This window comes from Paenarthrobacter sp. CCNWLY172, from assembly GCF_037402035.1.
Taxonomy (GTDB): Bacteria; Actinomycetota; Actinomycetes; order Actinomycetales; family Micrococcaceae; genus Arthrobacter.
Genome location: NZ_JBBEGB010000004.1, coordinates 299311 through 324149, shown reverse-complemented (window position 1 = coordinate 324149; position 24839 = coordinate 299311). Strand labels below are relative to the sequence as shown.

Here is a 24839-nt window from a genome sequence, read left to right as displayed (position 1 = left end):
GTTGCTGTCTGTGGTTGCGGGCTAGACGATGTCGTGTGACTTGGCGAAACGTGCAATGGCACGCTGTGTGCCACGGCTGGCCAACACCTGAATCAAGGTGCTGACGAAGGCTGAGATCAGCGCAAAAGTCAGTGCTGAACGCAAGCTCGTTTCCATGTCGTCGTTGCCCAGGGGTGGTTTGTTGCCAGTTGCCTTTTCCCACCCTTTGTTGACGAGTTTGGTGCCTACGAAGCCCGCTCCGAGGCTTACTCCGGCACCGATCAGCTTGAAGAAGAGGTTCATGCCCCCAGCCTAGCCGTCCGTGGGCCGACTCCAGAGTCAGCGCCGGCTTTCGCGCTCTTTCAGGAACGCTGCCAAGGACCCAACAGGGGCCAGCACGGGAACAACGGGGTGCTCTGCCGACCAGGCAGCATCCACGGAATCAAACTCAGCGATTTCCTTGAGCAGGTAGTAGGTGGGCGGCATCAGCTTCAGGGTCCCGGCTGCTTCAGCTTCCAGGATTCCGTCTACTGGCATCCACAACGATTGCCAGGCCTCCGTGGTTTGATGCTGCGGCTCGGCTCCCGGGGAAGGCCTGGCAACGTAGAAGTAGGTGTCAAAGCGCTTCGGCATGTCCGTAGGCGTGATCCAGTTGGCCCAAGGGCGGAGATCCGCGGCACTGATGCTGAGCCCGGACTCCTCCTGGACTTCGCGGATTGCGGCGGTGAGGACCGTCCCTGCGTTGGTTTCGGCCTGCGTTGAGGTGGCGCCGGTGGCGATGGAACTCGAACGCCAGGCGGCAGCGTGGCGTTGAAGCAGGTCCGCTGGGTAGTCCCAGCCTGACTCGTCCGCAGCATCCACCCGGCCGCCCGGGAAGACCACCATTCCGGCGGCGAAGTCCATGGTGCTGACCCGGTGCTGGACGAACGCCTCGATCCCGCCCGGGGCATCACGGAGCAGGATGACACTGGCAGCAAGCCGGGGCTCGGATATGGTGCCCTCGCCGGCAGGGTGATCCTGAATGGGTAGGTCCGTCATGAAAGTGCCCCTTTGCCGCGGTCGAGTCTGCTGGATCATTCTCTCAGGTCTCGTTGTGGGGCCGGATGTACAGGCCGAAACGGGCGCGAGGGGTGCAGAGCGGGCCCCGCAACGCACGCAACCCCACGCACGGGCCCCCCGGATCGCCCGATTGTGACCACCGGCCGGCATCGGACAGTCGCCCACAACACGGGCAGGTGTAAACTGAACCAGCCCATCAGGGCAGATTTGATAACGACAGGGGAGCGCCGCCGTCGGACCTTGCAGAGATGCAGGAGACGCGAGGGCGCTGAGAGTGCGGACAGCCGCAGACCCTCGAACCTGATCCGGTTAGTACCGGCGCAAGGGAGTCGAGCTTCTCAGAGTGTCCGGATCCAGGCGGCGCAGGCCGATGGGAAATCCGGGGAGCACTTTCCCCTCCTGTAACCTCAGGAGGCAGAAAATGACCACGGTAAACGTGAAGAAGACCAGTTATAACTGGCGTGTTGTAGACATCGTTGTGGCGGCCTTGATCGCCATCGCAGGCGGCGTGATCTTCTGGGCCTGGTCCCAGGGCGCCGCGCTGGTATCCATCCCCATGAACGCGACGTATCCGCCGCTCACCGGCCTGATCGCCGGTGGCTGGATGATCCCCGCAGTCCTGGGAATGCTCATTATCCGCAAACCCGGCGCCGCCCTCTTCTGCGAAGCCGTCGCGGCCACCGGTGAGCTGATCATGGGTTCCCAGTACGGAACCACCGTGCTGATCTCCGGGATCCTTCAGGGCCTAGGTGCCGAGCTCATCTTCGCCGCCTTCCGGTACAAGAAGTTCAACCTGCCCACGGCCCTCCTCGCCGGTGCCGGTGCGGGCCTCTTCTGCGGCCTGAACGACTCCTTCCTCCCGTGGGGCTGGAACATCGCCTACGAGGCAATGGACAAACTGGCGTACATCACTTTCACCACCATCTCGGGTGCCATCATCGCCGGCGCCCTGTCCTGGGTTGCCACCCGCGGCTTGGCTAAAACCGGCGTCCTGAGCTCCTTCGCATCGCGCAAGGCCGCGTCGGAGCCCGTCTTCAGCTGATGCCCGCCACGCAGAGCGGCAGCAAGAACAGCAGCCCGGTGAGGCCTGCCGCCATCTCCGCCGAGGGCTGGGGTTGGCGGCATGCCGGCAGGTCCGCTCCCGCCATTCATGGGCTTGACCTCCGGATTGAACCGGGCGAGCGGGTGTTGCTGCTGGGGCCTTCGGGCGCCGGCAAGTCCACACTGCTGCACGCCCTCGCGGGGGTGCTGGGTGACGAGGAAGACGACTCGGACGAGTCAGGTTCCCTGCTGATCGACGGCGTTGCTCCGCGGGAACAGCGGGGCCGCGCCGGTCTCATGCAGCAAGACCCCGAGACGCAGGTGGTCCTGTCGCGGGTTGGTGACGACGTCGCTTTCGGTGCGGAGAACCTTGCCGTGCCGCGAGAGGAGATCTGGGCCCGCGTCCATGAAGCGCTCGACGACGTCGGGTTGCGTACCGCCGCGGGCGGCGGATTGGCATTGGACCACCCGACGGCGGCGCTCTCCGGGGGGCAGAAGCAGCGCCTTGCGCTGGCGGGGATTCTCGCGATGCGTCCCGGCTTGATCCTCTTGGACGAACCCACGGCCAACCTGGATCCGGCCGGAGTGCTGGAGGTTCGGGATGCTGTTCGGCGTTGCCTGGACAAGACCGGCGCAACGCTGGTGGTGGTGGAGCACCGTGTGTCGGTGTGGAAGGACTTGGTGGACAGGATCGTGGTCCTGCAGCCGGGTGCCCTGGCGGCGCCGGGAACGGGCCAGGCAACGGGCGGGGTCCTTTTGGACGGCCCGCCGGACAAGGTCCTGTCCGAGGCCCGCACCCTGTTGATGGCTGCCGGCGTTTGGGTGCCGGGGTACGTACCGGCCACCCGCCAACGACGCAACCAACCCCACACCGCCCCACTGCTCCTCGCGGCCCAGGACCTCGCAGTTTCCCGGGAAAAGCCGCGGCGCAAGGGCTTCAAGACCATCCCGCCCGTCCCGGTTCAAACAGGAATCACCGCGCAGGTCAGGGCCGGCCAAGCACTGACCATCACTGGAGCCAACGGGGCTGGAAAGTCCACGTTCGCGCTCACGTTGGCCGGCCTTTTAGCGCCGGTGGACGGTACAGTGAGTGCCGCCGTCGAGCTTTCCAAAGGGGCCGGTATTGACCCGTTCAAGTGGAAAGCAGACCAGCTGATTTCACGGATCGGGACGGTGTTCCAGGAGCCGGAGCACCAGTTCGTCACAGGCAAGGTCCTGGACGAGCTCATGTTTGGGCCCAGGCATTTAGGCCACGGCGAAGAACGGGTGGACGAACTGTTGGAGCGGCTGCGGCTGACGCATTTGGTGGACGCCAACCCCTACACCCTTTCCGGCGGTGAGAAGCGGCGGCTCTCGGTGGCCACCGTGCTTGCCGCGCACCCCGAAGTCCTGGTGCTCGATGAACCTACGTTCGGCCAGGACGCCAACACGTGGGCGGAGTTGGCGTCGTTCCTTTCAGAGTTGCTGGACGCCGGAACGGCTGTGGTCTCCGTGACCCACGACCAGGAATTCAGCGCAGTGCTCGGCGGAACGGAGCTGCGGCTCGGCCCGGTACAGCACGGTGAAGCCACGCATCAGGAAGCTGGTGCAGCATGAGGGATGCACTGAACCTCCGCGGGAATCGTGCCCTGCTGACCCGAGCCAACCCCTTGGCAAAGTTCGTGTCCGTGTTTCTGATTTCCCTGGTGCTGGCCCTGTCCATCGACTGGGTATCGGCGTCCACGGCGTTGGTTGCGGAGCTGGCGTTGTTTCCGTTGGCCGGGCTTACGTTCAGGCTTCTGTGGCAGCGCGCCTGGCCGCTGATCATCGCCGCTGCGATCGGCGGCTGGAGTACCGCGATTGTGGCGGCGGACAGCGGCGCTGTACTGCTCGACGTCGGACTCTGGTCCATCAGCGAAGGTTCCCTTGAGCTGGGGCTGGGTTTCATGCTGCGCGGTTTGGCGATCGCGTTACCGGCAATCCTGCTGATGACCTGCACGGATCCCACTGATTTGGCAGATGCGCTGGCCCAGAAGGCCAAGTTGCCGCACCGCTTTGTCCTGGGATCCTTGGCTGCCATGAGGTTGGTTGGGCTCATGGCAGAGGAGTGGCAGACCATCGGCATGGCCCGCCGTGCCCGCGGAGTCGGTTCCCAGGGCAGCCCGTTCCAACGGCTGAAGGCCACGCTGGGCCAGAGCTTTGGGCTCTTGGTCCAAGCCGTGAGGAGGGCTTCGCGGCTGGCAGTCACCATGGAAGCGCGCGGCTTCGGCGGCGGTCAACGGACGTGGGCGCGCGAATCCACGTATTCGCTTCTGGACGCCTGGGTGGTCCTTGGCGGTGTGGTCATCGCTGCGGGTGCAGTCCTGACGGCACTCGGCGCTGGAACGTGGAGCTTCGTCTGGCGTTAGGGAGCCTGCTGTTCCTGGATCTCGTCGAAGCCTGCCCGGGTCAGGAATCCGAGTTGGGCTTCCTTCTCGGCAAGCTGGATGATGGGTCCCAACTCGAAGCATGTCGCCTCCAAACGGCGCAGGGCCTTGGCGTTGCGTGAGTCCGGCTCCACCACGATCCGGTCCTTGCCGGGCAGGCTGAACATGTACTTGATCAGTGCTGTGCCGAGCCTCGGCGTGAAGTGCGGGATGGGCCGGGTGGCCGGGGCCAACAGCAAGTGCATACCAATGTCAGCCTCGCGTGCGGGGTAGGCCTCGCCCACGGGGTCGTGCAGTGGTTCGTACGTCTGGAAAAGGGCCAGCGGTTCGCCATCAAGGACGGCCAGGAACGCGTGGTGGGTCTCCAGGGAATCAAGGAAATCGTAGATCCCCTGGACTTCTTCGCGGGAATTCTCCATCATTCCCCAAAACCTGGCGCGGGGCTGGGTGACCCATTCGAAGATGAGGTCGATGTCCTCGGCCGGAACAAGCGGCACAAGCCGCAGCGCGCCCCATCCTTCGAGGTCTTCGGAGTAGACGGTGGTACGGACAGAGAAGTCCTGGGTGGCGGTGGTCATGGCTTCCTTCGGGGCTGATGCGTGACAGATGGGATGCGGGAGCAGGATGAGTCAGGGATTGTCTTTGATCAATTCAGGCCAGTCAGTGACTACCGGGGTGAGTTCCCCTGCAGTCCAGAGCGGGAGTTGGTTGGCAAAGTGCTGGTGGCCGGGCGTACCGGAGGCACCGAAGGGCACGATCCAGCGGCTGTTGCGCCGCTCGGACAAGTCCCAGATGTAGCGGGCCACTGGACCACGGAAGCTTCGGTCGTCAACACCGGGGAGGCTCTCGGTGCAGAGCACACAGCCCGTATCTCCGCTGAGGGCCACGGTGGGTGCCGCTGACGCGAGTGGGCCGGGGAGGACATGGACGGCCAACAATGTGTGCCGGTCGCCCCAGGAGCGCAGCCCGGACTGCTCCAACGCAGCGTCCTCAAGCGCTGTGGCGGCTTCTGTATCGACGCTGATGCCGAGTTCTGAGCCGCGCACCAGCAGGGTCTCAAGCGCAAAGCCGATCCGGGATGCCACTGACAACCACGGTCCGAACAAGGGCGAGTAGCCCGTTGGCTCGTTCAAAGGGACAAATGCGGGATGGTTTGCCAGGCGCTGGACCAATGAGCCCCGCCACTCCGCAAACACTGCGGCGTGATGGCTCCCGGCATCCATGTGGCCGTCCCACTCCAGCAGCAGCGAACGCAGCCCCGCGGCTTCCCGGGACAATTCATCAGCGTCCAGGCCTGACAGCACCGACCGGAACAACGGCCACGGACCCAGGAGCGTGTCCGTATGGATAGCCTGCATGTCATCCACGGACAACAGCCCCGGGGCCGACTCGAGCAACCCACGGATGCGCAACGCCCGATGCGCGGGGGCGAACTCCATCGCCACGGCGTCGCCACCTCCCGCCGCGCGGTCGTTCGCGCTCACGGCGTACTGCTCCACCTCCGTGCGGGGCAGGATGACGTACTGACCGTCCCACTCATGACGGGCTGAAAAGGCCGGGGCAGGCAACCTCCTGTTGGCGGGATTGCGCTGCGGAACAAGCCCGGCAACAAAGTGCCGCACTGCTCCGGACGTGTCCCCGGCCACCACGCTGTTGACGGGCTCCACCCAGGCGTCGAACGCCGCTTCCACCTCGGAGGCGCTCCGGCTCCGCAGCAGCGGCAGGAGGGCCTCAAAACCAAGCCGCCCCTCAACGCGGGCAGGGAAGCGCAAACTCAGCGCCTCGCCGTCGGGCGCTTCAGAGATCACGGAACCTCGCGCGGTCTCGATGACCTCCACGGTGACCGGCTCACCGTCGCGGACGGTGATGGTTTGGGCACTCACGACGGCGGTTTCCCAACCCGCCGCTCCGCGCGCCTCGACGCGTTCCCCTGTTGCGTCCGTGACCCGGCGCAGTTCTTCCTCGAAGAGGTCCTGGTAGTCGGCCATGGCGTTGGTGATGGCCCAAGCGGTATGCCCGGTGTGGGCGAAATGCGGGAGGCCGGGGACACCCGGGAACGCGAAACCGATGGCGTCGAAGTCCGGGCAGGCAAGCCGTATCTGCTGGTACACGCCGGGGAGTTCCATGAGGCGGTGGGGGTCGCCGGCGATCAGCGGGAGGCCGCTCGCCGTCGTCGAGCCATGCGCGGCCCAGGCGTTGCTTCCTGACCAGACGGGAGCCTCGATGCTGAACAGGCTCACGGCGTCGTCGCCCAATGTCCGCGCGATGTGGGCCCTGAACAGTTTGTTGGGGAACGTGGAGAAGAGGATGTGATGGACCAGGAAGACGCCCAGCGGCGTCCACGGATTCCATGGCTCCGGCGTGCAGGCGGACTCGTCGAATTCGGGGCCGCCGCGGAGTCCGTCTGCCAGCGCTTGGTTGATGCCGGCCACGTACTGTCCGCACCAACGCTGAGTCTCGGCGTCGAGGTTCTCGAAGCAGCGGCGCGCGGTGTCATCCAGCCGGGCTTGCCGTGCGAACCGGTCCCAGACCACAACGTCGGCACCCAGGACCTCGGCTGTGCGGCCCTCGGAGCGCCACCGTTCCAGCTCGATCTGCCAGGAGCGGTCAGTGGCTGCGTTCATGCCTTGGAGGAAGGCGAGATCGTCGGAGGAATCCGCCCACAAATGGGGGATTCCCCACTGATCACGGTAGGTTCCGGGGCCGCCTGCCGGGGCGGAAAGGTGCGTCGGGGCAGGCGTCATAATCTCTGGCCGCTTTCGAGCTTAGGTTAGGCTTACTTAAGCTCAAGATAAATGGCTTTGGCCCCGTTCACAAATCGTGGCCGTTCGTGAAGGAGTGTTGCTTGAAGCGCAATTGGGAAGGCGTCGTGCTCAAAGTCATGGGCGCCAAGGATTTCACGCTGGAAGTCACGGGGAAGGAAGAAATCACCCCGGACTTCCTCCGCGTGCACGTGCGCGACGGTGGACTGCTGGAGCGAAGCGGGCTGCATCCCACCATGTGGATCCGGCTGTGGTTCGATGATTCCGGAAAGGCCCATCAGCGTGCCTACACCCTGGTCAACGCTTCCCCTGCGGACGGCACATTCAGCATGGACTTCGCGATGCACCACGGGGTTGCCGCCGACTGGGCCCGCTCCGTCCAGGCCGGCGACACCATCGACGCCACCGTGCAGGGCAGTTCCTTCACGTTCCCGCAGCCCGCTCCGCGCCGGATGTGGGTAGTGGGCGATCCCGCCTCCATCCCGGCCATTAACTCGCTGCTGGACGAGCGGGAAGTTGCGGCCGCGGGCTCGGCTCCGGTGACCGCCTGGCTTGAATACCAGCACGACGCCGACCCCTCGATTGAGGTGCGGACGTCAGGGTCCGACGTCGTCAGCTGGGTTCCGCGCAAACGCGACGGTGCCGCATTGGTTGACGAAGTCTGCGATGCGCTCACTGCGGAGACTGTGTCCGTGGATCACGACTTCTTCTGGATCGCCTGCGAAGCTTCCAGCACCCGCGCAATCGTGAAACACCTGCGGAAGACGCTGGGCGTGGACAAGCACCGGATCGATGCCCTGGGATACTGGCGCGTCTAGAACAGCGCGGCGTTTCTGTCGCGGTGCCAGGCGCTACTCGCGCCAGTTGAGGAAGCCCTTTTTTCCCTCCGGCGGGGTGAGGACGACGTCCCGGCCATACTTCTTTTGTGCGTCAGCGCCGAAGAAGGCATCCGGGACGATGCGGATTGCCTTGGCTACTTTCCCGTCCTTAAGGAAGACGAACAACGCGGGGGACGCCGTGTAGCGGTTCTCCTTGGTCAAAGGCTCGCCGAAGGCTGCTTCGATGTCCTTGGCCGGTGTTCCCTCCGTTACGAAACCCGCCTGGTCCCACTCGAAGTCCGTGGCATCAGCCAGTTTCAAGGCCGTCCCGTTCTTCGCGGACTCGAGCACCTGGCTGTTGAGCTTCTCATTCGATTCGGGCATGACGGATCCTCCTAGTGAACAGGCGGCCAGGGCGCAGGCCAGGATGGCAGTGAGCAAGCCTGCGACGGCGGCGCGGCCAGCAAGGGTGGCGCGGCCAGCGACGGTGATGCGGCCAGCGGGAGTCCGCGGCCGACGTCGGGCGTTTGATTGGCGTTGGAACCTCACGACGTAGTCCTCGACTCGTCATTGAACTCCGGATCCTCGCCCGGGGCGGGCTCGGCATTGTTGGCGTCGCCGGTCTGGTCCATGGGGACCTCGTTGGAAGGGTGGGGCAGCAGGTCCTGTCCCACCACCACAGTGTCGCCGTTGTTCACGGCTTCTTCGATCAAGTCCGCAAGCTCCTCAGCGCTGGCATCCGGGTTGGCTATGGCCACGTTGCGGCCCACCTCATTGTTGTACAGATCCATGGCTTCGCGGGGCGCGGGGTTGCCGGGGAGTTGCTCGTGCGCCGTGGCGTAGTCCTCCGCCCAGTCCGCGCCGAACTCCTTGACCATGAGTGCGTTCCAATATGCGTGACGGAAGGCATCGTTCTGGTCATCGTTGCGGTCGGCGCTGGGGAAGCGGTCGTCGGCAGTGCTGAAGGCGTCATCATGAATGTCTTTGAAGGCGTTCATCTCGAAAGGACCCAGCCCGTTGAGGAGTTCCGCTTCCTTCTCGGTGACCTCCCTTTGGTCAACCACGAAGCGCAGGGGGTCCCAGTCCCCGGGCCACATGGTGGTCTCGGCGTCGCTGACCTGGTATTCGTCCAGGATTTCCTGCGGTGTTGGCTGGTCGGGGTTCGGGTTGGCCGAGGTTTTGGTGGTGGCGTCGTTCCCGGGGTTGGTGGAATTGGAGGAGCTGCTGCCGGAACCGCCCGAGCTGCTGCCGGAACTGCCTGAATCAGCACTCCCCTCCGTGGACGCGGATGACTGCTGGTTGGCATTGGTGAGCACGGACTGTGATGCCTCTTCCAGGCCTCGCGTAGTCCTCTCCAGCAACGGCCGCAGGCGGCCCTGCCAATCTGCGGCAAAACGCTTGGCATCCTGGCCCTGCCAGCCGCCGCCTTGGCCGGTCATGCCATGGCCGATCAAGGAGTCGAGTTCCCGGGCCCGGCTGGTCAGCAATGACGCACCGTTGGCCAAGGCCTTGGAGAGTGCTTTGAGTTGGTCGACGTCGGCGCCGTAGAAAGGCATGTTTCCCCCTGAGCTTTCCCTCCATGGTTTGGTATTGTCCCCCGGGCCGCAATGGGGACTTCTGCCCGGTGGCGGCTGAGGGAAAGCGTTCGCCTGCGGCGACCGGTCGCCGTCGTGCTCTATATCTCACGGATCGGGTATGGTGTGACGTTTGCCGCTCAAACGGCGTTTTGTGTGGGACTTCTAGCTCACCTGTGATATTTCTTGGATATGACGCAACCTACCGCTGAACACGTAGGCCTTCTGCTCCGCAACGCCCGTGGCGAAAAAGGATGGACGCAGGGGCAGTTGGCTACCGCGCTTGGAACCAGCCAGAGCGCGATCGCCCGGATGGAGCAAGGTAAACAGAATCTCAGCCTCCGGATGATCGAACGGCTTGAGGCAATATTCGGCCGATCAATCGTCAAAGTGGGCAAGCCACAGATGACCCACCTCCGGGTGGAGGGCGGCAGGACCCTGTCCGGCGAAGTGGATGTCAACAGCAGCAAGAATGCCGGCGTGGCGCTTTTGTGCGCCAGCCTCATCAACCGCGGAACCACCACGTTGCGCCGCTTGGCCCGCATCGAAGAAGTCAACAGGATTGTTGAAGTACTGACCTCCATTGGCGTCGAATGTACCTGGCTCAACGGAAGCGACCTCCGCATCCGCAGGCCCGAAGTTTTGGACCTTGGGTCCATGGACGTGGACGCCGCCCGCCGTACCCGCAGCGTCATCATGCTGCTGGGGCCGCTCCTGGACGAGACCAGTGAGTATTTGCTGCCCTACGCTGGTGGTTGCGACCTCGGAACGCGCACAGTGGAGCCGCATATGCAGGCCCTGCGCCAGTTCGGGCTTGAGGTCGAAGCGAAGTCCGGGTTCTACTCCGTAGCTGCGCCCCCGGCCGATGACCACCACCGTTCCTTCGTCCTCACCGAACGTGGCGACACCGTTACTGAGAACGCCATCATGGCCGCCGCGCACCGCGAGGGCACCACCGTGATCCGCAACGCCAGCCCCAACTACATGGTCCAGGACCTCTGCTTCTACTTGCAGGGCCTGGGCGTTGAAATCGAGGGCGTCGGCACCACCACCCTGAAGATCACTGGCCGTTCCGCCATTGATGTGGAGATCGAGTACTTCCCGTCCGAGGACCCCATCGAGGCCATGAGCCTGATCACCGCGGGCATCGTGACCAACTCCGAGGTCACCATCCGCCGGGTTCCCATCGAATTCATGGAGATCGAGCTGGCTACGTTGGAGCAGATGGGCCAGAACCTCGAAATCTCCGGCGAATACATGGCACGCAATGGCCGGACCCGTTTGGTGGACGTCACCACCAAGCCTTCCGAGCTCCGCGCGCCGCAGGACAAGATCCACCCCATGCCGTTCCCGGGCCTGAACATCGACAACCTGCCGTTCTTCGCTGTGATCGCGGGCAAAGCCGAGGGCCAGACCATGATCCACGACTGGGTCTACGAGAACCGTGCCATTTACTTGACGGAACTCAACAAGCTGGGCGCCCAGGTGCAACTGCTGGATCCGCACCGGATTTACGTCAACGGACCCACTAAGTGGCGCGCTGCCGAAATCGGCTGCCCGCCTGCCCTGCGCCCTGCCGCCTGCTTGCTCCTGGCAATGCTCGCTGCCCGGGGCACGTCCGAGCTCCGCAACATCTACGTGATCGAGCGTGGCTACGAGGACCTGGCCGAGCGGTTGAACACCATCGGCGCCAAGATCGAGTACTTCCAGGACTAGGCTCCACGCTTAGCCGGCGCGCCCGTTCCCGCCATCCGCCCCAGTTCGTTCTGGTGCGGATGGCGGGAAGGTGCGGTCCTCGCTGCCCTTCCAGCCACTGTCCTCCACCGGCCTCCTGACGCAGAATGGAGCATGCGGACTTTCGGGGTCGAGGAAGAGCTGCTCATCGTCCATCCTGTGACGGGAGAGCCCCTTGCCCTCGCGGATGCGCTGCTTGCGGGCCGCCACCAACCCGCATCCGCAACGAGCCTCAGCCACGAACTCAAGCTGGAGCAGATCGAAACCCAGACCCGCCCCTGCCACAGCTACGGTGACCTTCTGCATCAGATCCGCCGCGGCCGGGCTATGGCCAACGAAGCAGCCCGGCAGCACGGAGCGCGGGTTGCTGCAATTGCTACCTCTCCGCTGGATTCGAACACCCACACCACCCCGGATCCCCGCTATGCGGCGATGCTGGATCGCTTCGGAATCATCGCTACGGAACAATTGACGTGCGGATTCCACGTGCACACCTCTGTCGAATCACCTGAGGAAGGTGTGGTGGTGCTGGACCATATCCGGGACAAACTTGCCGTGCTCACCGCCCTCACCGCCAACTCACCCTATTGGCGCGGCCTTCCCACCGGGTTCGACAGCTACCGCACCCAGGCATGGAACCGCTGGCCCACTTCTGGACCGTCCGGCGTGTTCGGATCACTCACTGCCTACCGACGCATCGTGAGTCGGCTGTTGGAAACAGGCGTGATCCTGGATGAGGGCATGATTTACTTCGATGCCCGCATCTCCCGGAACCACCCCACCGTGGAGGTCCGCGTAGCCGACGTCTGCCTGCGCGCCGAGGACGCCGCGTTGATTGCGGTACTGGTGCGGGCTTTGGTGGAGGCCGCTTCCTTGGAAATGCTCGACGGCGTTGAGCCCACCGCGGTGCCCACGGCACTCCTGCGGATGGCGAGTTGGCAGGCCAGCAATGCGGGGTTGCGTGGAGATCTCCTGGACTTCGGTGATTTCCGGCCCCAGCCGGCGGCGGACGTCGTCTGGGCGCTGGTGGATTATGTGAGCCCAGTGCTGGATGACCAAGGCGAATTGGAGCTGGTCAAAGCGGGGATCTCAGACCTGTTGGAGCGGGGGAACGGCGCGGACGAGCAACGGGAAGCGGCGGTGCGTTACAACAACAGGCAGCGCGGCAGCCAGAACCAGCCGGGCAGTCCACCCACCAGCGCAGCCCTGGCCGCCGTCGTCGGGCATGCAGCGAAGGTGACGGTTCGCGGAACCTCCGCCGACGCGCACAAGGAGCCCGCGCCGATGCTGACCCGGGTCAGGAGGCCTTAGGATTGGCCGGCCGGTTCTTCCCACGCCATTAGGTAGGCGCCAGTGAGACCCTCCACCAAGTAGAAGCAGAACGGCGGGATGTCCTTTTTGGCTACCAGAATGGCGCCATAGATAGGTGCGCTGACCGAAGCTGTGACGCCGATCCAGCGTTTTGTGGGTAAGGAAAGAAGACTGCCACCCAAGGCGGCCAACGCCACCACGTGCAACCCGGAATACGCCAGGAAGGGCGCGTTGGATCCCCGGCGATAGGCAAAACCTTCGAGGTCTGAAGCCCGCCGGGCGAGGCTGGAGACGAAGAATGGGGCGCCGGCGAGCAACGCGGCGGCGGCAGCGAAAGCCCACTTCTTCGCTTTCCCACGCGATGCGCCGGTGTCCGGGACGGAGTGCGTACCCGGTACGGCGTCCTTTCCCGGAACGGCGCGGGCAAAGGCAGCGAATCCAACCGGCACGGCGACGGTCCCCATGGCGGTTAGGTGCTGGCCCACGATCCAGCCGCGCCGTCCGGAGGTCAGCATGCGCAGGCGTTCGGCATCGTCCGGTGTGATGTAGACGCGTGAGACCGGCGAGATTCCCACGAACCACACCACCGTGCCGGCAACGATGACCGCTCCGGCACGGCGATAGGGATGGTTCCCGCTCATGGCAGCAAGGTTAGACCTGTTTGAGGGCCTTCTCCAGATCCAGGATGAGATCGTCCACGTCTTCCAGTCCTACCGACAAGCGGACCACACCGTCGGTGAGTCCGATCGCGGCCCGGCCCTCAGGCCCCATGGCCCGGTGGGTGGTGGTGGCGGGGTGGGTGATGAGGGATTTGGAATCGCCCAGGTTGTTGGAGATGTCAATGACGCGGAGGCCATCGAGCAAGGCGAAGGCGGCCTCTTTGGCTGAGCGCCCGGCCGAAGGAGACAGCTCGAAGGTCAGCACAGTGCCGCCGGCCTTCATCTGCTTCGCGGCAAGCTCGTACTGCGGGTGGGACGTGAGCAGCGGGTACTTGACCCAGCTGATGGCAGGCTGCTGCTCGAGCCACTCCGCGATCTTCAAAGCGGATGCCGAGCTGTGGTTCACCCGCAGTCCGATGGTCTCCAACCCCTTGGTCAGCACCCAGGCGTTGAACGCGGAAAGGGAAGGGCCGGTATGGCGCATGAGTTGCTTGACGGGACCATCGATGAACTCTTTGGTGCCCAGGATCGCGCCGCCGAGGACACGGCCTTGGCCATCAATGTGCTTGGTGCCGGAATACACGATGACGTCCGCGCCCAGCTCACCGCAGCGCTGCAGGAGGGGAGTGGCGAAGACATTGTCCACCACGACAGTCGCCCCAGCGGCATGCGCCAGTTCGCTGACGGCGGCGATGTCCACGATCTCCTGCATCGGATTGGAGGGCGACTCAAAGAACACGGCGGTGGTCGGTTCCGAGAGGGCTTCGCGCCACTGCTCCAGATCCGGGCCGTCAACGAACACCGTCTCCACGCCCCAGCGGGGCAGGATCTCGTTGAGGATCACGAAGCAGGAGCCGAACAGCGAGCGCGCGGCTACCACGCGGTCGCCGGCAGCCAGCAAGGCACCCAAAGCGGTGAAGACCGCGGACATGCCGGAGGCTGTCGCAAAGCACGCCTCGGTTCCTTCGAGCAGCCGCAGCCGCTCCTGGAACGTGGCGACGGACGGGTTGCCGTAGCGGGAGTAAACGAAGCGTTCGTCCTCGCCGGTAAATGCCCGTTCGGCAGCGGCAGCCGATTCGTAGACAAAGCCGGAGTTCAGGAAAACGGGCTCGGACGTTTCCTGGAAATTGGTGCGGTCAAGGCCACCGCGAACGGCCTGGGTGTCAGGGCTCCAGCCGGCGGCGTCGGGATTGAAAGTCACTTACTCGGTCCCCAGATTCGTAGGCAGGCCACGGTTCTTCCAGCCGTTTACGGTGCGCTCACCGTAGCGGTCCGGTTCGCCTTCGAAGCCCTCAAGGACGTTGTACGCCGTGAAGCCGGCCTGTGTTGCGGCAATGGCAGCGGAGATGGAGCGCTGGCCGGAACGGCAGATGAACACGAGCTCCACGGCGTCATCCTCGGGTGCCTGCTGCTGCAGGTCCTCGATAAAGCGGGAGTTCGGGATACCGCCAGCCAGGTTCCACTGGATGAACAGGGGATCGTTCTCGGTGGCTTTGGTGTCCGGGATGCCGATGTGGGCCCACTCGCCCTCGGTGCGCACATCCACCAGGATCGCGCCTTCTTCGAGCTTGGCCCACGCGTCCTGTGGGGTCAGGTCACCTGCGTAGCTCATGCGTGGCCCTCGAACGCTTCTTCATCGTCGTAATTCTCAAGTTGGTCCACTGCGTTGGCGACGGCGGCATCAGCATTGGCGATCGCCGCAGGCAGCACAATGGCTTGGGCCACGATGACGTCCGTGCCGTTGAAGGTGGCTGCCGGGCTGCCATGGAGCACATAGCCTTCGGCGAGGGAGTTGTGGATACGCTCGCAGAAATCGCGGTTATCCGGGCCTGTAATCAGGCGGTAGGAGAGTTTTTCTTCAGTGGGTTCAGGCATTGCTGGTGCTCCTCAGTCACGCTTGCAGTTCGAGTTGTCGATACGCCGAGTAGTCACCTGAGGCACCCCGCCGGAGAGAGGGTTGCCGACCAGCAAGTCAGGGCTTTGCGCTGGTACTCATTACTCAAGAAAAACGTAACATCCACGGGCGTCGGGCTGCACTTGCGGGCGGCTGCACCGTCGTCATGTTGCGTAATCGGAGGCTGATCCACTATCGGTCCTTGAGCTCCCGCACTGCCGCGCCGACAGTGGGGTAGAAGTGGTCCGGCGTAAAACGGGCCGCCGTGCCGAGGCGGATCAACTTGTCCTTCACGGGCCCTTTGAGCTCGGCAAACACCAGATCCACTCCTTTTCTGGCCAACCATTCGTCCAGGGTTACCAGGTCATCCAAGGCTGTGGTGTCGATCCCGGTGATCGGTTCGGCGGCAAGGATGATGTGGGTGACGGGCTCCGCGGACTCGTCCGGGGCCTCGTCGAGTTGCTCCCTCACGAAGCTCGCCAGGACCTGTCCGTTGCCGAAGAACAGGGGTGCATCAAACCGGAGGATCAAGAGCCCGGGGATGCGCTTGCCCTCGGGGTGGCGTTCAAGGTCGTGATACCCGGGAAGGCCTTCCTCTGCGCCGAGTTCGGTTCTGTACGGATCCCATGCCCTGCGGACAAAGTCCAGGAGTGCCAAGGCGATGGCCACCACGATTCCCTGGAGGACACCCACCGTCAGCACTCCCAGGAACGCAGCCAGCATCACCACGGACTCGCTGCGGCTCAGCCCCAGGAGCCGCCTGACGCCGGCAGGATCTGCGAGGGCAATGGCCGCGGCGATGACGACGGCGGCCAGGGTTGCCGACGGCAGGTACTCGGTTACTCCCGGAGCCAGCAGCATGAAGGCCAGTACCAGCACGGAGCCCACCACGCCTGTCATCTGGGATTTTGCGCCGGCATCCACGGCTACCGGTGTCCTGGAGGTACTGCCTGAAATGGGAAACCCACCCAAGAGGCCTGTAGCGGCATTGGCTGCTCCAAGCGCTGCCATCTCCCTGTTTCCGGAGACCTTCTTCCCTTCTTTGGCTGCCAATGTTTGAGACAACACGCCAGTGTCAGCGAAAGCCATGAGCGCGATGCCCGCGGCGGCGGGGAGCAGCATCAAAGCGTCGGCCCAGCCAATACCCCCGAGTGCGGGCATGGGCAGGCCCTGCGGCAGGACCCCGGTGACCTTCACGTCGTCGTTGAGCCCGAAGACCGCCGTCGCCACGCACGAGCCAACCACCGCCAACAGGACGCCGGGTACCTTCCACTTCAGGAGCCGGGGGATCCAGATGAGCGCCAGCGACCCCACTCCCAACAACAGCGCGGTGATGTTGACCTCGCCGCCAAGTAACCCGGTAGTAACCTTCGCGAGCTTTTGCCAGACGTCGCCGTCGGCCTCAATACCCAGAAACGCCGGGAGTTGCGAAAGGGCCACCAACAGTGCGATTCCGTTGAGGTACCCGAGCCGGATGGGTTTGGACAGCAGGCCCGTGATGGCTCCCAGTTTCAGTGCCGAGCCCGCAAGCATGAGCGCCCCGATCAACACGGCCAGCAAGCCGGCCAGCGCCACGGATTTTTCGCTGCTTCCCGCTGCCAGCGGCACAATGGCCGCGGCGATCATAGGGGCCAGGGCAGAGTCGGGTCCCAGGACCAGAATGCGGGAGGGCCCCACCACCGCATAAACCAGCAGCGGGACCACTGTTGCGTAAAGCCCGGTGACCGGGGGAAGCCCTGCTGCCTGTGCATAGGCCATCCCGGCGGGCACCAGCAAAGCAAACAGCGCAGCGCCCGCAACGAGATCGTGCCGCAGCCATTCACGCTTGTAGCCCTTGAGGGCCCAGGCGCTGGACAGCCGCTCCTTGGCGGAGGGGCGGGAGGTTGCTGCACTCATACAGCGATCATTCCCGACCCCTGCTGATTGTGGAACACGACATACGCCTTATGTGGAAAATACGGACCGTCTCCGGCCGCGTTCAAATGTGACGCCCCGGGAGCATAATTGACCCAGTACGTCCTCCTGTAACTTCGCATGAAATCAGGTCGCGGTGAACGGACAGAGCAGTTCTACACTCAAGCCCATGCTGCATTTTGGATGGTTTGTGGGCCATGGATTCGGTGTCCAGGGGTGGGGGACGCCCGGTTACGGCCTGGGCTACGACTGGAAGAAGCCAGCCCTGTACCAGGACGCAGTCCGGGCGTTCGAACAATCCGGGTTGGACCTCTTCATCATCGAGGATTCCCTCACCGTGCCGGACACGTATGGCGGATCGGCCGAAGTGTCCCTGGCTCATGCCTCCTTTGCGCCGAAACACGATCCGCTGGCGCTGGTCCCTTACCTGCTCTCCGCCACCGAGCACCTGGGAATCGTGCCGACCGTCAGCGCCTCGTTCTACCCGCCCTTCACGGCCGCCCGGCTTTTGGCCACGTTGCAGCACTTCTCAGAGGGCCAGTTGGGCTGGAACGTCGTCACGTCCGGCAGCGACCTCGCCGCCCAGAACTACGGGTTGGATCAACAGATTGAACACGACCTTAGGTATGAAAAAGCGGAGGAATTCGTCGACGTCGTCAGGCGGCTCTGGCGGAGCTGGGAACCGGGCGCGGTCCTTGAGGACGTCTCCGCAGGGGTGTTTGCCGACCACACCAAGGTGCACCCGATCAATCACCAGGGTGACTTCTTCAAGGTCCGCGGTCCACTGAACACGGCGCCGTTGCCGGAGGAACCCGTGCTGGTCCAGGCTGGTGCGTCTCCCCGGGGCAAGGCGTTCGCCGGTAGTCATGCTGATGTGGCCATTGCGTTGGCCCGTGGTGTTGACGGCATGAAGTCCTACCGTGACTCGATTCGCGCGGAGGCCGCCAAAGCCGGCAGGAACCCCGACGACGTCAAGGTGCTTTTTGTCCTGAAGCCCACAGTGGTTGGTTCTGCTGCCGAAGCCGAGGAGCTGCGTGCCCAGCGTCGTGAGCTCACCCAGCGCGATATCGACAGCCAGCTCAACTCCATCTCCTACCTCTCGGTGATCGACTTCAAGCAGTTCGACCTGGACGCACCCCTCCCGGAGCTGAGCACCAACAGCAACCAGGGGACGTTGGAACACTTCGCCAAGGCGGCGCCTCCCGGGTCCACGCTGCGCGAGATCCTGCAGGCCAGGAGCGGTGGGGCGGGGGATTCGATCATCGGCACGGTGGGGGAGATTGCCGACTATCTTGAGTCGACCGGCTCTGAGGTGGGTGGTGACGGGTTCCTCTTCTCCGGCTTCGTGGACCCGGTGACAGTGCACGGTGTCCTGGATAAGCTCACCCCTGAACTGCGGCGGCGGGGCCTTCTAAGGAAGAGTTACGGCAACGGCGGGTTCCGGCAGAATCTCCTGGACTTCTGATGGTGTCTTCCGAACCGCCGACCTTGGTTATTGGAACGGCTCCGGTGCGTGCCGCCGACGTAGCACTGGCCGCCTCCAACCCTGCGTTTCACGTGGAACTCAACCACGATGCGTTGTCTTTGATCGGTCGCTCCCGCGACGTACTGGAACGCACCGCCGCTTCCGGGCAGCGGGTTTACGGACTCAATACGTTGCTCGGGTCCGGTCGGGACACCGCCGTGGAAGAGAAGTCGCTCCTGGCCTATCAGGTCCAGGTGGTCAGGTATCACAACAGCGGAGTGGGCTCGTATCTGGACCGTCCCGCTGCCCGCGCAGTGATCCTGGCCCGACTTGTCGGTTTCAGCCGCGGCGGTTCCGGTGTGAGGCCCGAAACAGCAAACTTCTACGCAGGACTCCTCAACCGCGGCGTCCTGCCCGCCATCCCGCGCGAAGGGTCGGTGGGATCGTCGGACCTCACCCAGCTGGCCGCCGTCGCCGCCGTCGCCATCGGTGAGGGCGAAGCCATCAACGCCGACGGCACCTTGGTTCCAGGAGCCAAAGCGCTCGCCGATGCCGGCCTTCAACCCCTCGTCCTCGCGCCCGGCGAGGCGCTTGCCTTGGTGAGCGCCAACGCGTATTCCGTCGGCGCCGGGACCCTGGCGTTGCTGCAATTGCAGCAGCTGGCCCGGCTGGCCGACGTCGCGCTTTCCCTCTCGCTGGAGACCATCGCAAGGTACGACGGCGGCGGGAACCTCAGCCCGTTTTCGCCGGCCATCCAGGCGGCCAAGGCAGTAAACGGCCAGGGTGACTCGGCGGCAGCTGTGCGGCACCTGCTCAGTGGTGGCTGGTTGGAAGATGTGCGGCCCGAGGTGTCGGTGCAGGATGCATTGTCCTTCCGGGCCGCACCGCAGACGCACGGGGCGTTCCGATCCCTGGTGGCGCAGTTGAGTGCTGCGCTGGAGGTGGAACTGAATGGTCGCGGCGACAATCCGTTGGTTGATGTCGAATCCGGGCTCATGCTGTCCGGCGGGAACTTCCAGCCGATGCAGCTGGCTCTCGCATTCGAAGGTCTGAGGGTTGCGTTGGCGCACGTGGGGATTTCCAGCGAGCGGCGCATCGCCAAGTTGTATCCGCCGCAACGGGCCATCCGGGCCAAGCACTTGCAAGCAGCATCGACCCAAGCCTCGGCTGAGCAGTCCGGGGCCGGAGCGGAATTCAACCCGGCCTCCGCGCTTGCCCAGGAGGAACTGCCCGGGCTGTTGTGGTACTCCGCGGCCGGGCTGCTTGCCGAACTCAAGTTCCTGGCCGCCCCGGCCACCCTTGGCGCCCCAACCTTGTCCGCCGACGTCGAGGACCATTCAACTCTGGCCCCCTTGGCCCTCCACCAACTCGAAAGGTCGGTGGAGGTGCTGGAAAAGCTGTTGACGATCGAGACCCTGACGGGGTCCTATCTGCTGCTCGAAGCTGGAGCTGCACAACCGCTCGGGAAGGGAACAGGCGTCGTCGTGGGTCGACTCGCTGATGTACTGGCCGACAGGTCATCGGCGCCGGATCTTGTGGAACGGGCGCGGACTGAACTGCGCGGCGCCGTGGATCAGGTTCTACTGGAGGCTGAGGAAGGGGGTGGGGCGTGGTGAGTACGGCGATCCGTCGGCAAGGAGCTCACGCAGCGGCCCGGCTGCCGGACGGGTTGGATGCCTCGGTCCTGGACAAAGTGGGCAACACCCCGCTGGTGAAACTGGATTCGCTGGGCCGTGGACTGGGCAGTGCCATCCATATCAAACTTGAGTCCGAAAACCCCGGCGGTTCCATCAAGGACCGCACCGCACTCAGCATGGTCCGGGCGGCTGAGAGGTCCGGGGAGCTGAAGCCGGGAGCCACTATCGTGGAGAGCACTTCGGGCAACACCGGGATCGGCCTGGCGCTCATCGGCCACCTGACCGGACATCCCGTGGTGGTGGTGACAGGCGACACGATCTCCGAGGAGAAGCTCGCTGCGCTGCACAACTACGGCGCCCGCGTGATCCTGACCGATTGGAATGCCCCGTCGGAATCGCCGGAGAACGCCCGGGCTGTTGCAGCGCGGATTACGGCCGAGACGCCCGGTGCGTGGCGGCCCATGCAGTTCGACAACCCCGCCAATCCCTTGGCGCACTATGAAACCACCGGACCCGAAATCTGGGAGCAGACGGGTGGCCTGGTCACGCACTTCGTCGCGGGCATCGGAACGGGCGGGACCATCAGCGGGAACGGGCGGTTCTTGAAGGAACAGGCAGCTGCCCTGCGCCCGGGCGGCCACCTGGAAGTCGTTGGCGCCGACCCCTACGGCTCTGCCTACAGCGGCGGCCATCCCGGCGAGATCCTGGTGGACGGAGTGGGTAACTCCTGGCCGGAACCCGAGTGGCCCAAAGCTTTCGACCGTTCCATCGTGGACCGATTCCTCCGCATCCCCAACGACGAGGTTTACACCACCGTTCACCGGCTCCTCGAGGAGGAAGGGCTCGCGCTCGGCCCGTCCTCAGGGCTCGCTGTCGCCGCCGCCATTCGGGTGGCGCGCGCCGCGCCTCACGGCTCGGTGGTGGTTGCCATAGCGCCCGACGCCGGAACGAACTATATGAGCAAGGCCTTCAACCCGGTGTGGCTGGCAGAGCACGGCATCCGGCTCGCCGCCGACACTCCCGCGGCCCGCGAGTAGGACCCTCTCTCACGTCCCTCGGGTTTGGGGCGGACCCTCTCTCACGTCCCTCGGGTTTGGGGCGGACCCTCTCTCACCGTCGGGTGCCCAGTCCCTTTTGCGTTAAGCTCCAACCATGCCCGAACAGGAATCAAAACCACGTCTGGCCGGCTACCTGGACAAGCAGCAGCCGGACCTCTATGCGACTCTAAGCCACTACTCCCAGCAGCTCGTAGACGAAGCTGACCGGCTGGGTATTTCACGCCGGACCCTTGAACTCATCAACTATCGCTGCTCGCAAATCAATGGGTGCGCCTTCTGTCTGGACCTTCACCATCGTCGGGCTCTGAAGTATGGCGAAACGGAGCAGCGTCTGTCATTGGTGGCTGTTTACAAGGAAGTGCAGCTCTTCGAGCCCGCGGAAGTGGTCGCGATGGAAATTGCAGAGCAGATCACCCGGATGAGTTCATCGCGGCCCAGCCCCGAGCTCTTCGAACAAGCCCGGCAGCACTACGACGACCAGCAGATCAGTGTGCTCTGCATGGCGGCCATCGGAATCAATGCCTTCAACCGCCTGTCCATTTTGAGTGAGCACCCGGTCCGCGCAGCCAAGAAGTAGGCCCGGAAAATACAGGCCCACTGAACAGGGGGGCGTGCCTCCACCACCAACTTTGGGTAGCCGGGCCTGTTCAACACCCTCCTTGCACGGCGTGTCTGGGCTCCCGGGTTTCAAACCGGGTGGTGGCGGGCGCGGAGTGTGGCGTCCCGACCCTCTTTGAGACGGAATCAGCCCCTGGTCAACCAGCAAAAGTTGTCCAGGGGCTGATCTGCGCCTAAACCAAGTCAGGACGCCACGGAACAAGGAGGCCTAGGCGTCCACTGCCTTCTTGAGCGACCGTCGTCGGCCGTACTTGAAGTAGAAGACGGCGTAGCAGGCCCCCACGAACGGAATACCGAACAGCAGCGCCGCTACCTGGTTGGGGTCGAAGGCGATACCGATCAGGGACACCACGCACAGAGCGAAGGCCAGGATCGGGACCAACGGGAACAGGGGCGCCTTGTAGGGAAGCGTGCTGAGGTCGCCACCGTTCTTGATGAAGGTCCGGCGGTAGATGAAGTGCGAGGCCACAATGGACATCCAGACACCCACGGTGGCAAAGCCGGCCACCGAGACGAGCACAAGGTAGACGGTGGCAGGTGCCACAACGCTGCTGATCAGGGAGGCCAGACCGCCAAGCATGCTCACGCAAAGCGCCACCATGGGGATGCCGCGCTTGGTGAGTTTCTTGAAGACCTGCGGTGCGTGGCCTTCGTCAGCCAACGAGAAGAGCATGCGGGCGCAGGAGAAGAGGCCGCAGTTGCCTGCGGAGAGCAGCGCCGTGATGATCACGAAGTTCATGATGTCCGCGGCGTATGGGATGCCGAGCATGGAGAAAACGGTGACGAACGGGCTTTCGTCCACGCTGACTTGTTCGTACGGAATGGTGGCTGCGATGACCACGATCGCGCCGACGAAGAAGATCATGAGCCGGATGACCGTGGTGCGCATGGCTTTGGGGATGTTCGCGCCGGGGTTGGCCGTTTCGCCCGCGGCAACGCCGATCAGTTCCGAGCCGGAGAAGGCATAGAAGACGGCCAGGCAGGTCACGAACACGCCGGTGAAACCGTTCGGGAACAGACCCTCCGGTGTGCTGAAGTTCTCGCCAAAGGAGGGGTACCCGCCCGCGGCGAGAGGGTGGAAGCCCGCCAGGGCGGCGCCACCAAGGATGATCAGGCCGACGACGGCGGCGACCTTGATGAGCGCGAACCAGAACTCCGATTCGCCAAAGACACGCGATGAAATGGCGTTGAGTGTGAACAGGACGGTGGCGAAGATGAAGCACCAGATCCAGACGTCGACGCCCGGGAACCAGCGCTGCATGAGGAGGCCGGCCGCAGTAAATTCCGAGCCCAAGGCTACGGCCCAACAAAGCCAGTAGAGCCAGGCAGTGGCGAATCCCGTGGCGGGGCCGATGGTCCTGGCGGCATAAATGTGGAAGGCGCCGGAGACGGGGAACGCTACAGCGAGCTCCCCGAGGCAAGCCATCACCAGGTAGACCACCACGGCGCCAATGAGGAACGCCAGGACGGCGCCCAGCGGGCCGGCAGTGGCGATCGTGTATCCCGAACTGACGAACAGGCCTGAACCGATAACGCCGCCCATGGCGATCATGACCAGGTGCCGGGCCTCCATGGACCGGCGCAATCCTGTCTGTGAGGCCTCAGTGCGGGACTGTGCCTCGGTTGCCGATGCTTCGGCTTCTGTGGGGGAGCTGAGTCCCATATTCCCTCCGGGAAGTTAGCCAGCAAAGTCTGAAGTAGTACCAGTCGGACGTGATCCAACTAACACGAGTACAAGATTCATCACATGACGAATGACCATTTCAAGGAGGATAAGGAGCGTGATTGAACACGCCAGCGGCTCTTGGCTGAGGCTAAGAGTTCCTAATCATTAAGTCACGCGAGCGATTACTCTGCTTGTTATCTGTTAGGTTCCATGCGGAGCTCCATAAGGCGGGTCCGCAAAAATGCGACTTACTCGATTCCCGCAAACAGGTGGTTCAGCTCAGCAGTGAGCTGTTTGCGCACCTCGGGCGTGCCCACCTCTTGACCGTTGATGTGGTTAACGGGGGCGATCAGCCGGATGCTGGAGATCAGCCAGACGGCATCGGCATCGAACAAGTCCTGCGGCTCCAAGGGGCCATAACCAAGTTCCCAGCCAGCGGCCTTCGCGGCGGCGAACAATGCGCCCTGCGAGGTGCCCGGGAGGATGCCGCTGTCAAGCTGGGGAGTGATGAGGCGACGAACCGTCCTGACGGAACCGTCGCCGTCGTCGACCGTTTCAAGGTGCGCCAGCAACACGGTGGATGTCGGGCCTTCCAGGACCCGGCCGTCAGTGGAGGTGAAGATGGCGTCATCAGCACCCTGCTTGTGGGCGTAGCGAAGTGCGGCCATGTTCACGGCATAAGACAGCGTCTTCGCGCCCAGGAGCAGCCATGGCGCGCGCTCGCCGGCTTCAGTGTCGAAGCCACGGTCCAAAAGTACGACGTCGATGCCCGTCTGCCGCTGACGGCGGCTGCCTGCAGGTGAGGGCGAAGCCTGTACCCAGCACGTCGGGCTGGCGGCGCCTTCAACGCCACGGGTCACAATCAGCTTGACCACTACCTCGTCCTCTTCAGGCGTGGGGGCAGGGTGAACATCGCGGAATTCGTTGATGGCTGTCTCGATGGCGCGGCGCCAGACATCCTGCCCAGGAAGCGCAAGGTCCAAGGCTGCCGCAGAACTGCCCAATCGGTTCAGGTGAGCCTGAACTTTGCGGGGTCGGCCTTGCACAGCGAGGAGTGACTCGAAGACGCCGTCGCCGCGGGTGGCACCCAGATCCGTTGCCATGAGTTGCGGTTGGCTGGAGTCGGCAATGCGACCATTTTCGAAGGCGGGGTCCAGGAAAACGAGGACCGTGGGGGCAGGTGAAGTCATGGTCCCAGCTTAGTGCGGACGCACTGGAGGGGACTTTGCCGGATAGGCTGTGGTC

Annotated in this window: 23 protein-coding genes and 2 riboswitches; of the genes, 10 read left to right on the top strand and 13 right to left on the bottom strand. The window is 64.1% G+C overall.

From position 1 onward, the window contains the following. Nucleotides 1-21: 21 nt before the first annotated feature. Both WBN73_RS08240 and WBN73_RS08235 read right to left on the bottom strand, forming a co-directional pair. The gene (locus WBN73_RS08240; protein WP_089596421.1) at nt 22-282 is read right to left on the bottom strand and encodes a DUF4235 domain-containing protein; all 261 of its coding nucleotides are present in this window, start codon (nt 280-282) and stop codon (nt 22-24) included. Between the two features lie 36 nt (nt 283-318). Next, entirely contained in the window at nt 319-1017 is a 699-nt protein-coding gene (locus WBN73_RS08235; RefSeq protein WP_207595176.1) for an NUDIX hydrolase, read from the bottom strand. 229 nt (nt 1018-1246) lie between these two features. Continuing rightward, nucleotides 1247-1383, top strand: a riboswitch (TPP riboswitch). Nucleotides 1384-1459: 76 nt separating this feature from the next. Here WBN73_RS08235 and WBN73_RS08230 point away from each other — a divergent pair. From WBN73_RS08230 to WBN73_RS08220, 3 genes are read left to right on the top strand one after another with little or no spacing between them, the layout of a single operon-like run. Next, on the top strand, nt 1460-2080 hold the full coding sequence (locus tag WBN73_RS08230; protein WP_337339841.1) for an ECF transporter S component: 621 nt from the start codon (nt 1460-1462) through the stop codon (nt 2078-2080). Continuing rightward, nucleotides 2080-3675, top strand: coding sequence for an ABC transporter ATP-binding protein (locus WBN73_RS08225; RefSeq protein ID WP_337339842.1), 1596 nt, complete (start codon nt 2080-2082; stop codon nt 3673-3675). The genes WBN73_RS08230 and WBN73_RS08225 overlap by 1 nt, the downstream gene beginning before the upstream one ends. Further along, nucleotides 3672-4466 carry an energy-coupling factor transporter transmembrane component T family protein gene (locus tag WBN73_RS08220; protein ID WP_207595173.1) on the top strand — a complete coding sequence of 265 codons (795 nt, stop codon included), beginning with the start codon at nt 3672-3674 and terminating at the stop codon, nt 4464-4466. Before WBN73_RS08225 ends, WBN73_RS08220 begins: the two co-directional genes overlap by 4 nt. On the opposite strand, the gene WBN73_RS08215 is transcribed toward WBN73_RS08220, so the two are convergent. Next, nucleotides 4463-5062, bottom strand: coding sequence for a GNAT family N-acetyltransferase (locus tag WBN73_RS08215; RefSeq protein ID WP_337339843.1), 600 nt, complete (start codon nt 5060-5062; stop codon nt 4463-4465). The genes WBN73_RS08220 and WBN73_RS08215 overlap by 4 nt on opposite strands. 51 nt (nt 5063-5113) lie before the next feature. Continuing rightward, nucleotides 5114-7228 carry a penicillin acylase family protein gene (locus WBN73_RS08210; protein ID WP_337339844.1) on the bottom strand — a complete coding sequence of 705 codons (2115 nt, stop codon included), beginning with the start codon at nt 7226-7228 and terminating at the stop codon, nt 5114-5116. A 101-nt stretch (nt 7229-7329) separates the two neighbouring features. Between WBN73_RS08210 and WBN73_RS08205 the strand changes: the two genes are divergently transcribed. Next, nucleotides 7330-8064: a siderophore-interacting protein gene (locus WBN73_RS08205; protein WP_337339845.1), complete on the top strand. Its 735-nt coding sequence runs from the start codon at nt 7330-7332 to the stop codon at nt 8062-8064. A 33-nt stretch (nt 8065-8097) separates the two neighbouring features. On the opposite strand, the gene WBN73_RS08200 is transcribed toward WBN73_RS08205, so the two are convergent. Both WBN73_RS08200 and WBN73_RS08195 read right to left on the bottom strand, forming a co-directional pair. After that, nucleotides 8098-8448 carry a hypothetical protein gene (locus tag WBN73_RS08200; protein ID WP_157731925.1) on the bottom strand — a complete coding sequence of 117 codons (351 nt, stop codon included), beginning with the start codon at nt 8446-8448 and terminating at the stop codon, nt 8098-8100. Between the two features lie 161 nt (nt 8449-8609). Continuing rightward, on the bottom strand, nt 8610-9620 hold the full coding sequence (locus tag WBN73_RS08195) for a DUF6973 domain-containing protein (RefSeq protein ID WP_337339846.1): 1011 nt from the start codon (nt 9618-9620) through the stop codon (nt 8610-8612). A 210-nt stretch (nt 9621-9830) separates the two neighbouring features. Here WBN73_RS08195 and WBN73_RS08190 point away from each other — a divergent pair, with 210 nt between their 5' ends. Next, a complete protein-coding gene (locus WBN73_RS08190; RefSeq protein ID WP_337339847.1) occupies nt 9831-11354 on the top strand; it encodes a UDP-N-acetylglucosamine 1-carboxyvinyltransferase in 1524 nt (507 codons plus the stop codon). Nucleotides 11355-11486: 132 nt separating this feature from the next. After that, nucleotides 11487-12683 (top strand): glutamate--cysteine ligase 2, encoded by a 1197-nt coding sequence (locus WBN73_RS08185; protein ID WP_337339848.1) that lies wholly within the window; start codon nt 11487-11489, stop codon nt 12681-12683. Here the strand turns inward: WBN73_RS08185 and WBN73_RS08180 are convergent. The 5 genes from WBN73_RS08180 to WBN73_RS08160 all read right to left on the bottom strand — a co-directional run bounded on the left by WBN73_RS08180 (nt 12680) and on the right by WBN73_RS08160 (nt 17132). Next, nucleotides 12680-13324 (bottom strand): hypothetical protein, encoded by a 645-nt coding sequence (locus WBN73_RS08180; RefSeq protein WP_337339850.1) that lies wholly within the window; start codon nt 13322-13324, stop codon nt 12680-12682. The two genes, WBN73_RS08185 and WBN73_RS08180, sit on opposite strands and share 4 nt — an antisense overlap. Before the next feature lie 10 nt (nt 13325-13334). Then, a complete protein-coding gene (locus WBN73_RS08175; RefSeq protein WP_207595165.1) occupies nt 13335-14543 on the bottom strand; it encodes an O-succinylhomoserine sulfhydrylase in 1209 nt (402 codons plus the stop codon). Beyond that, a complete protein-coding gene (locus WBN73_RS08170) occupies nt 14544-14954 on the bottom strand; it encodes a rhodanese-like domain-containing protein (protein ID WP_159708158.1) in 411 nt (136 codons plus the stop codon). After that, nucleotides 14951-15217, bottom strand: coding sequence for a DUF1737 domain-containing protein (locus WBN73_RS08165; protein ID WP_144649207.1), 267 nt, complete (start codon nt 15215-15217; stop codon nt 14951-14953). Before WBN73_RS08165 ends, WBN73_RS08170 begins: the two co-directional genes overlap by 4 nt. 13 nt (nt 15218-15230) lie before the next feature. Continuing rightward, a riboswitch (SAM riboswitch) is annotated at nt 15231-15342 on the bottom strand. An 86-nt stretch (nt 15343-15428) separates the two neighbouring features. Beyond that, nucleotides 15429-17132 carry a SulP family inorganic anion transporter gene (locus WBN73_RS08160; protein WP_337339852.1) on the bottom strand — a complete coding sequence of 568 codons (1704 nt, stop codon included), beginning with the start codon at nt 17130-17132 and terminating at the stop codon, nt 15429-15431. Nucleotides 17133-17286: 154 nt separating this feature from the next. Between WBN73_RS08160 and WBN73_RS08155 the strand changes: the two genes are divergently transcribed. The 4 genes from WBN73_RS08155 to WBN73_RS08140 all read left to right on the top strand — a co-directional run bounded on the left by WBN73_RS08155 (nt 17287) and on the right by WBN73_RS08140 (nt 21887). Then, nucleotides 17287-18615 (top strand): NtaA/DmoA family FMN-dependent monooxygenase, encoded by a 1329-nt coding sequence (locus WBN73_RS08155; protein WP_337339853.1) that lies wholly within the window; start codon nt 17287-17289, stop codon nt 18613-18615. Then, on the top strand, nt 18615-20231 hold the full coding sequence (locus WBN73_RS08150) for an aromatic amino acid ammonia-lyase (protein ID WP_337339854.1): 1617 nt from the start codon (nt 18615-18617) through the stop codon (nt 20229-20231). The genes WBN73_RS08155 and WBN73_RS08150 overlap by 1 nt, the downstream gene beginning before the upstream one ends. Then, nucleotides 20225-21289 (top strand): PLP-dependent cysteine synthase family protein, encoded by a 1065-nt coding sequence (locus WBN73_RS08145; protein ID WP_207595160.1) that lies wholly within the window; start codon nt 20225-20227, stop codon nt 21287-21289. The genes WBN73_RS08150 and WBN73_RS08145 overlap by 7 nt, the downstream gene beginning before the upstream one ends. Before the next feature lie 115 nt (nt 21290-21404). Beyond that, nucleotides 21405-21887, top strand: a complete 483-nt coding sequence (locus tag WBN73_RS08140; RefSeq protein WP_207595159.1) for a carboxymuconolactone decarboxylase family protein — start codon at nt 21405-21407, stop codon at nt 21885-21887. Nucleotides 21888-22136: 249 nt separating this feature from the next. Here the strand turns inward: WBN73_RS08140 and WBN73_RS08135 are convergent, their stop codons facing one another. Next, nucleotides 22137-23591, bottom strand: a complete 1455-nt coding sequence (locus WBN73_RS08135; RefSeq protein ID WP_207595158.1) for an amino acid permease — start codon at nt 23589-23591, stop codon at nt 22137-22139. A 251-nt stretch (nt 23592-23842) separates the two neighbouring features. Then, entirely contained in the window at nt 23843-24784 is a 942-nt protein-coding gene (locus WBN73_RS08130; RefSeq protein WP_337339855.1) for an aminodeoxychorismate lyase, read from the bottom strand. Between the last annotated feature and the right edge of the window lie 55 nt (nt 24785-24839).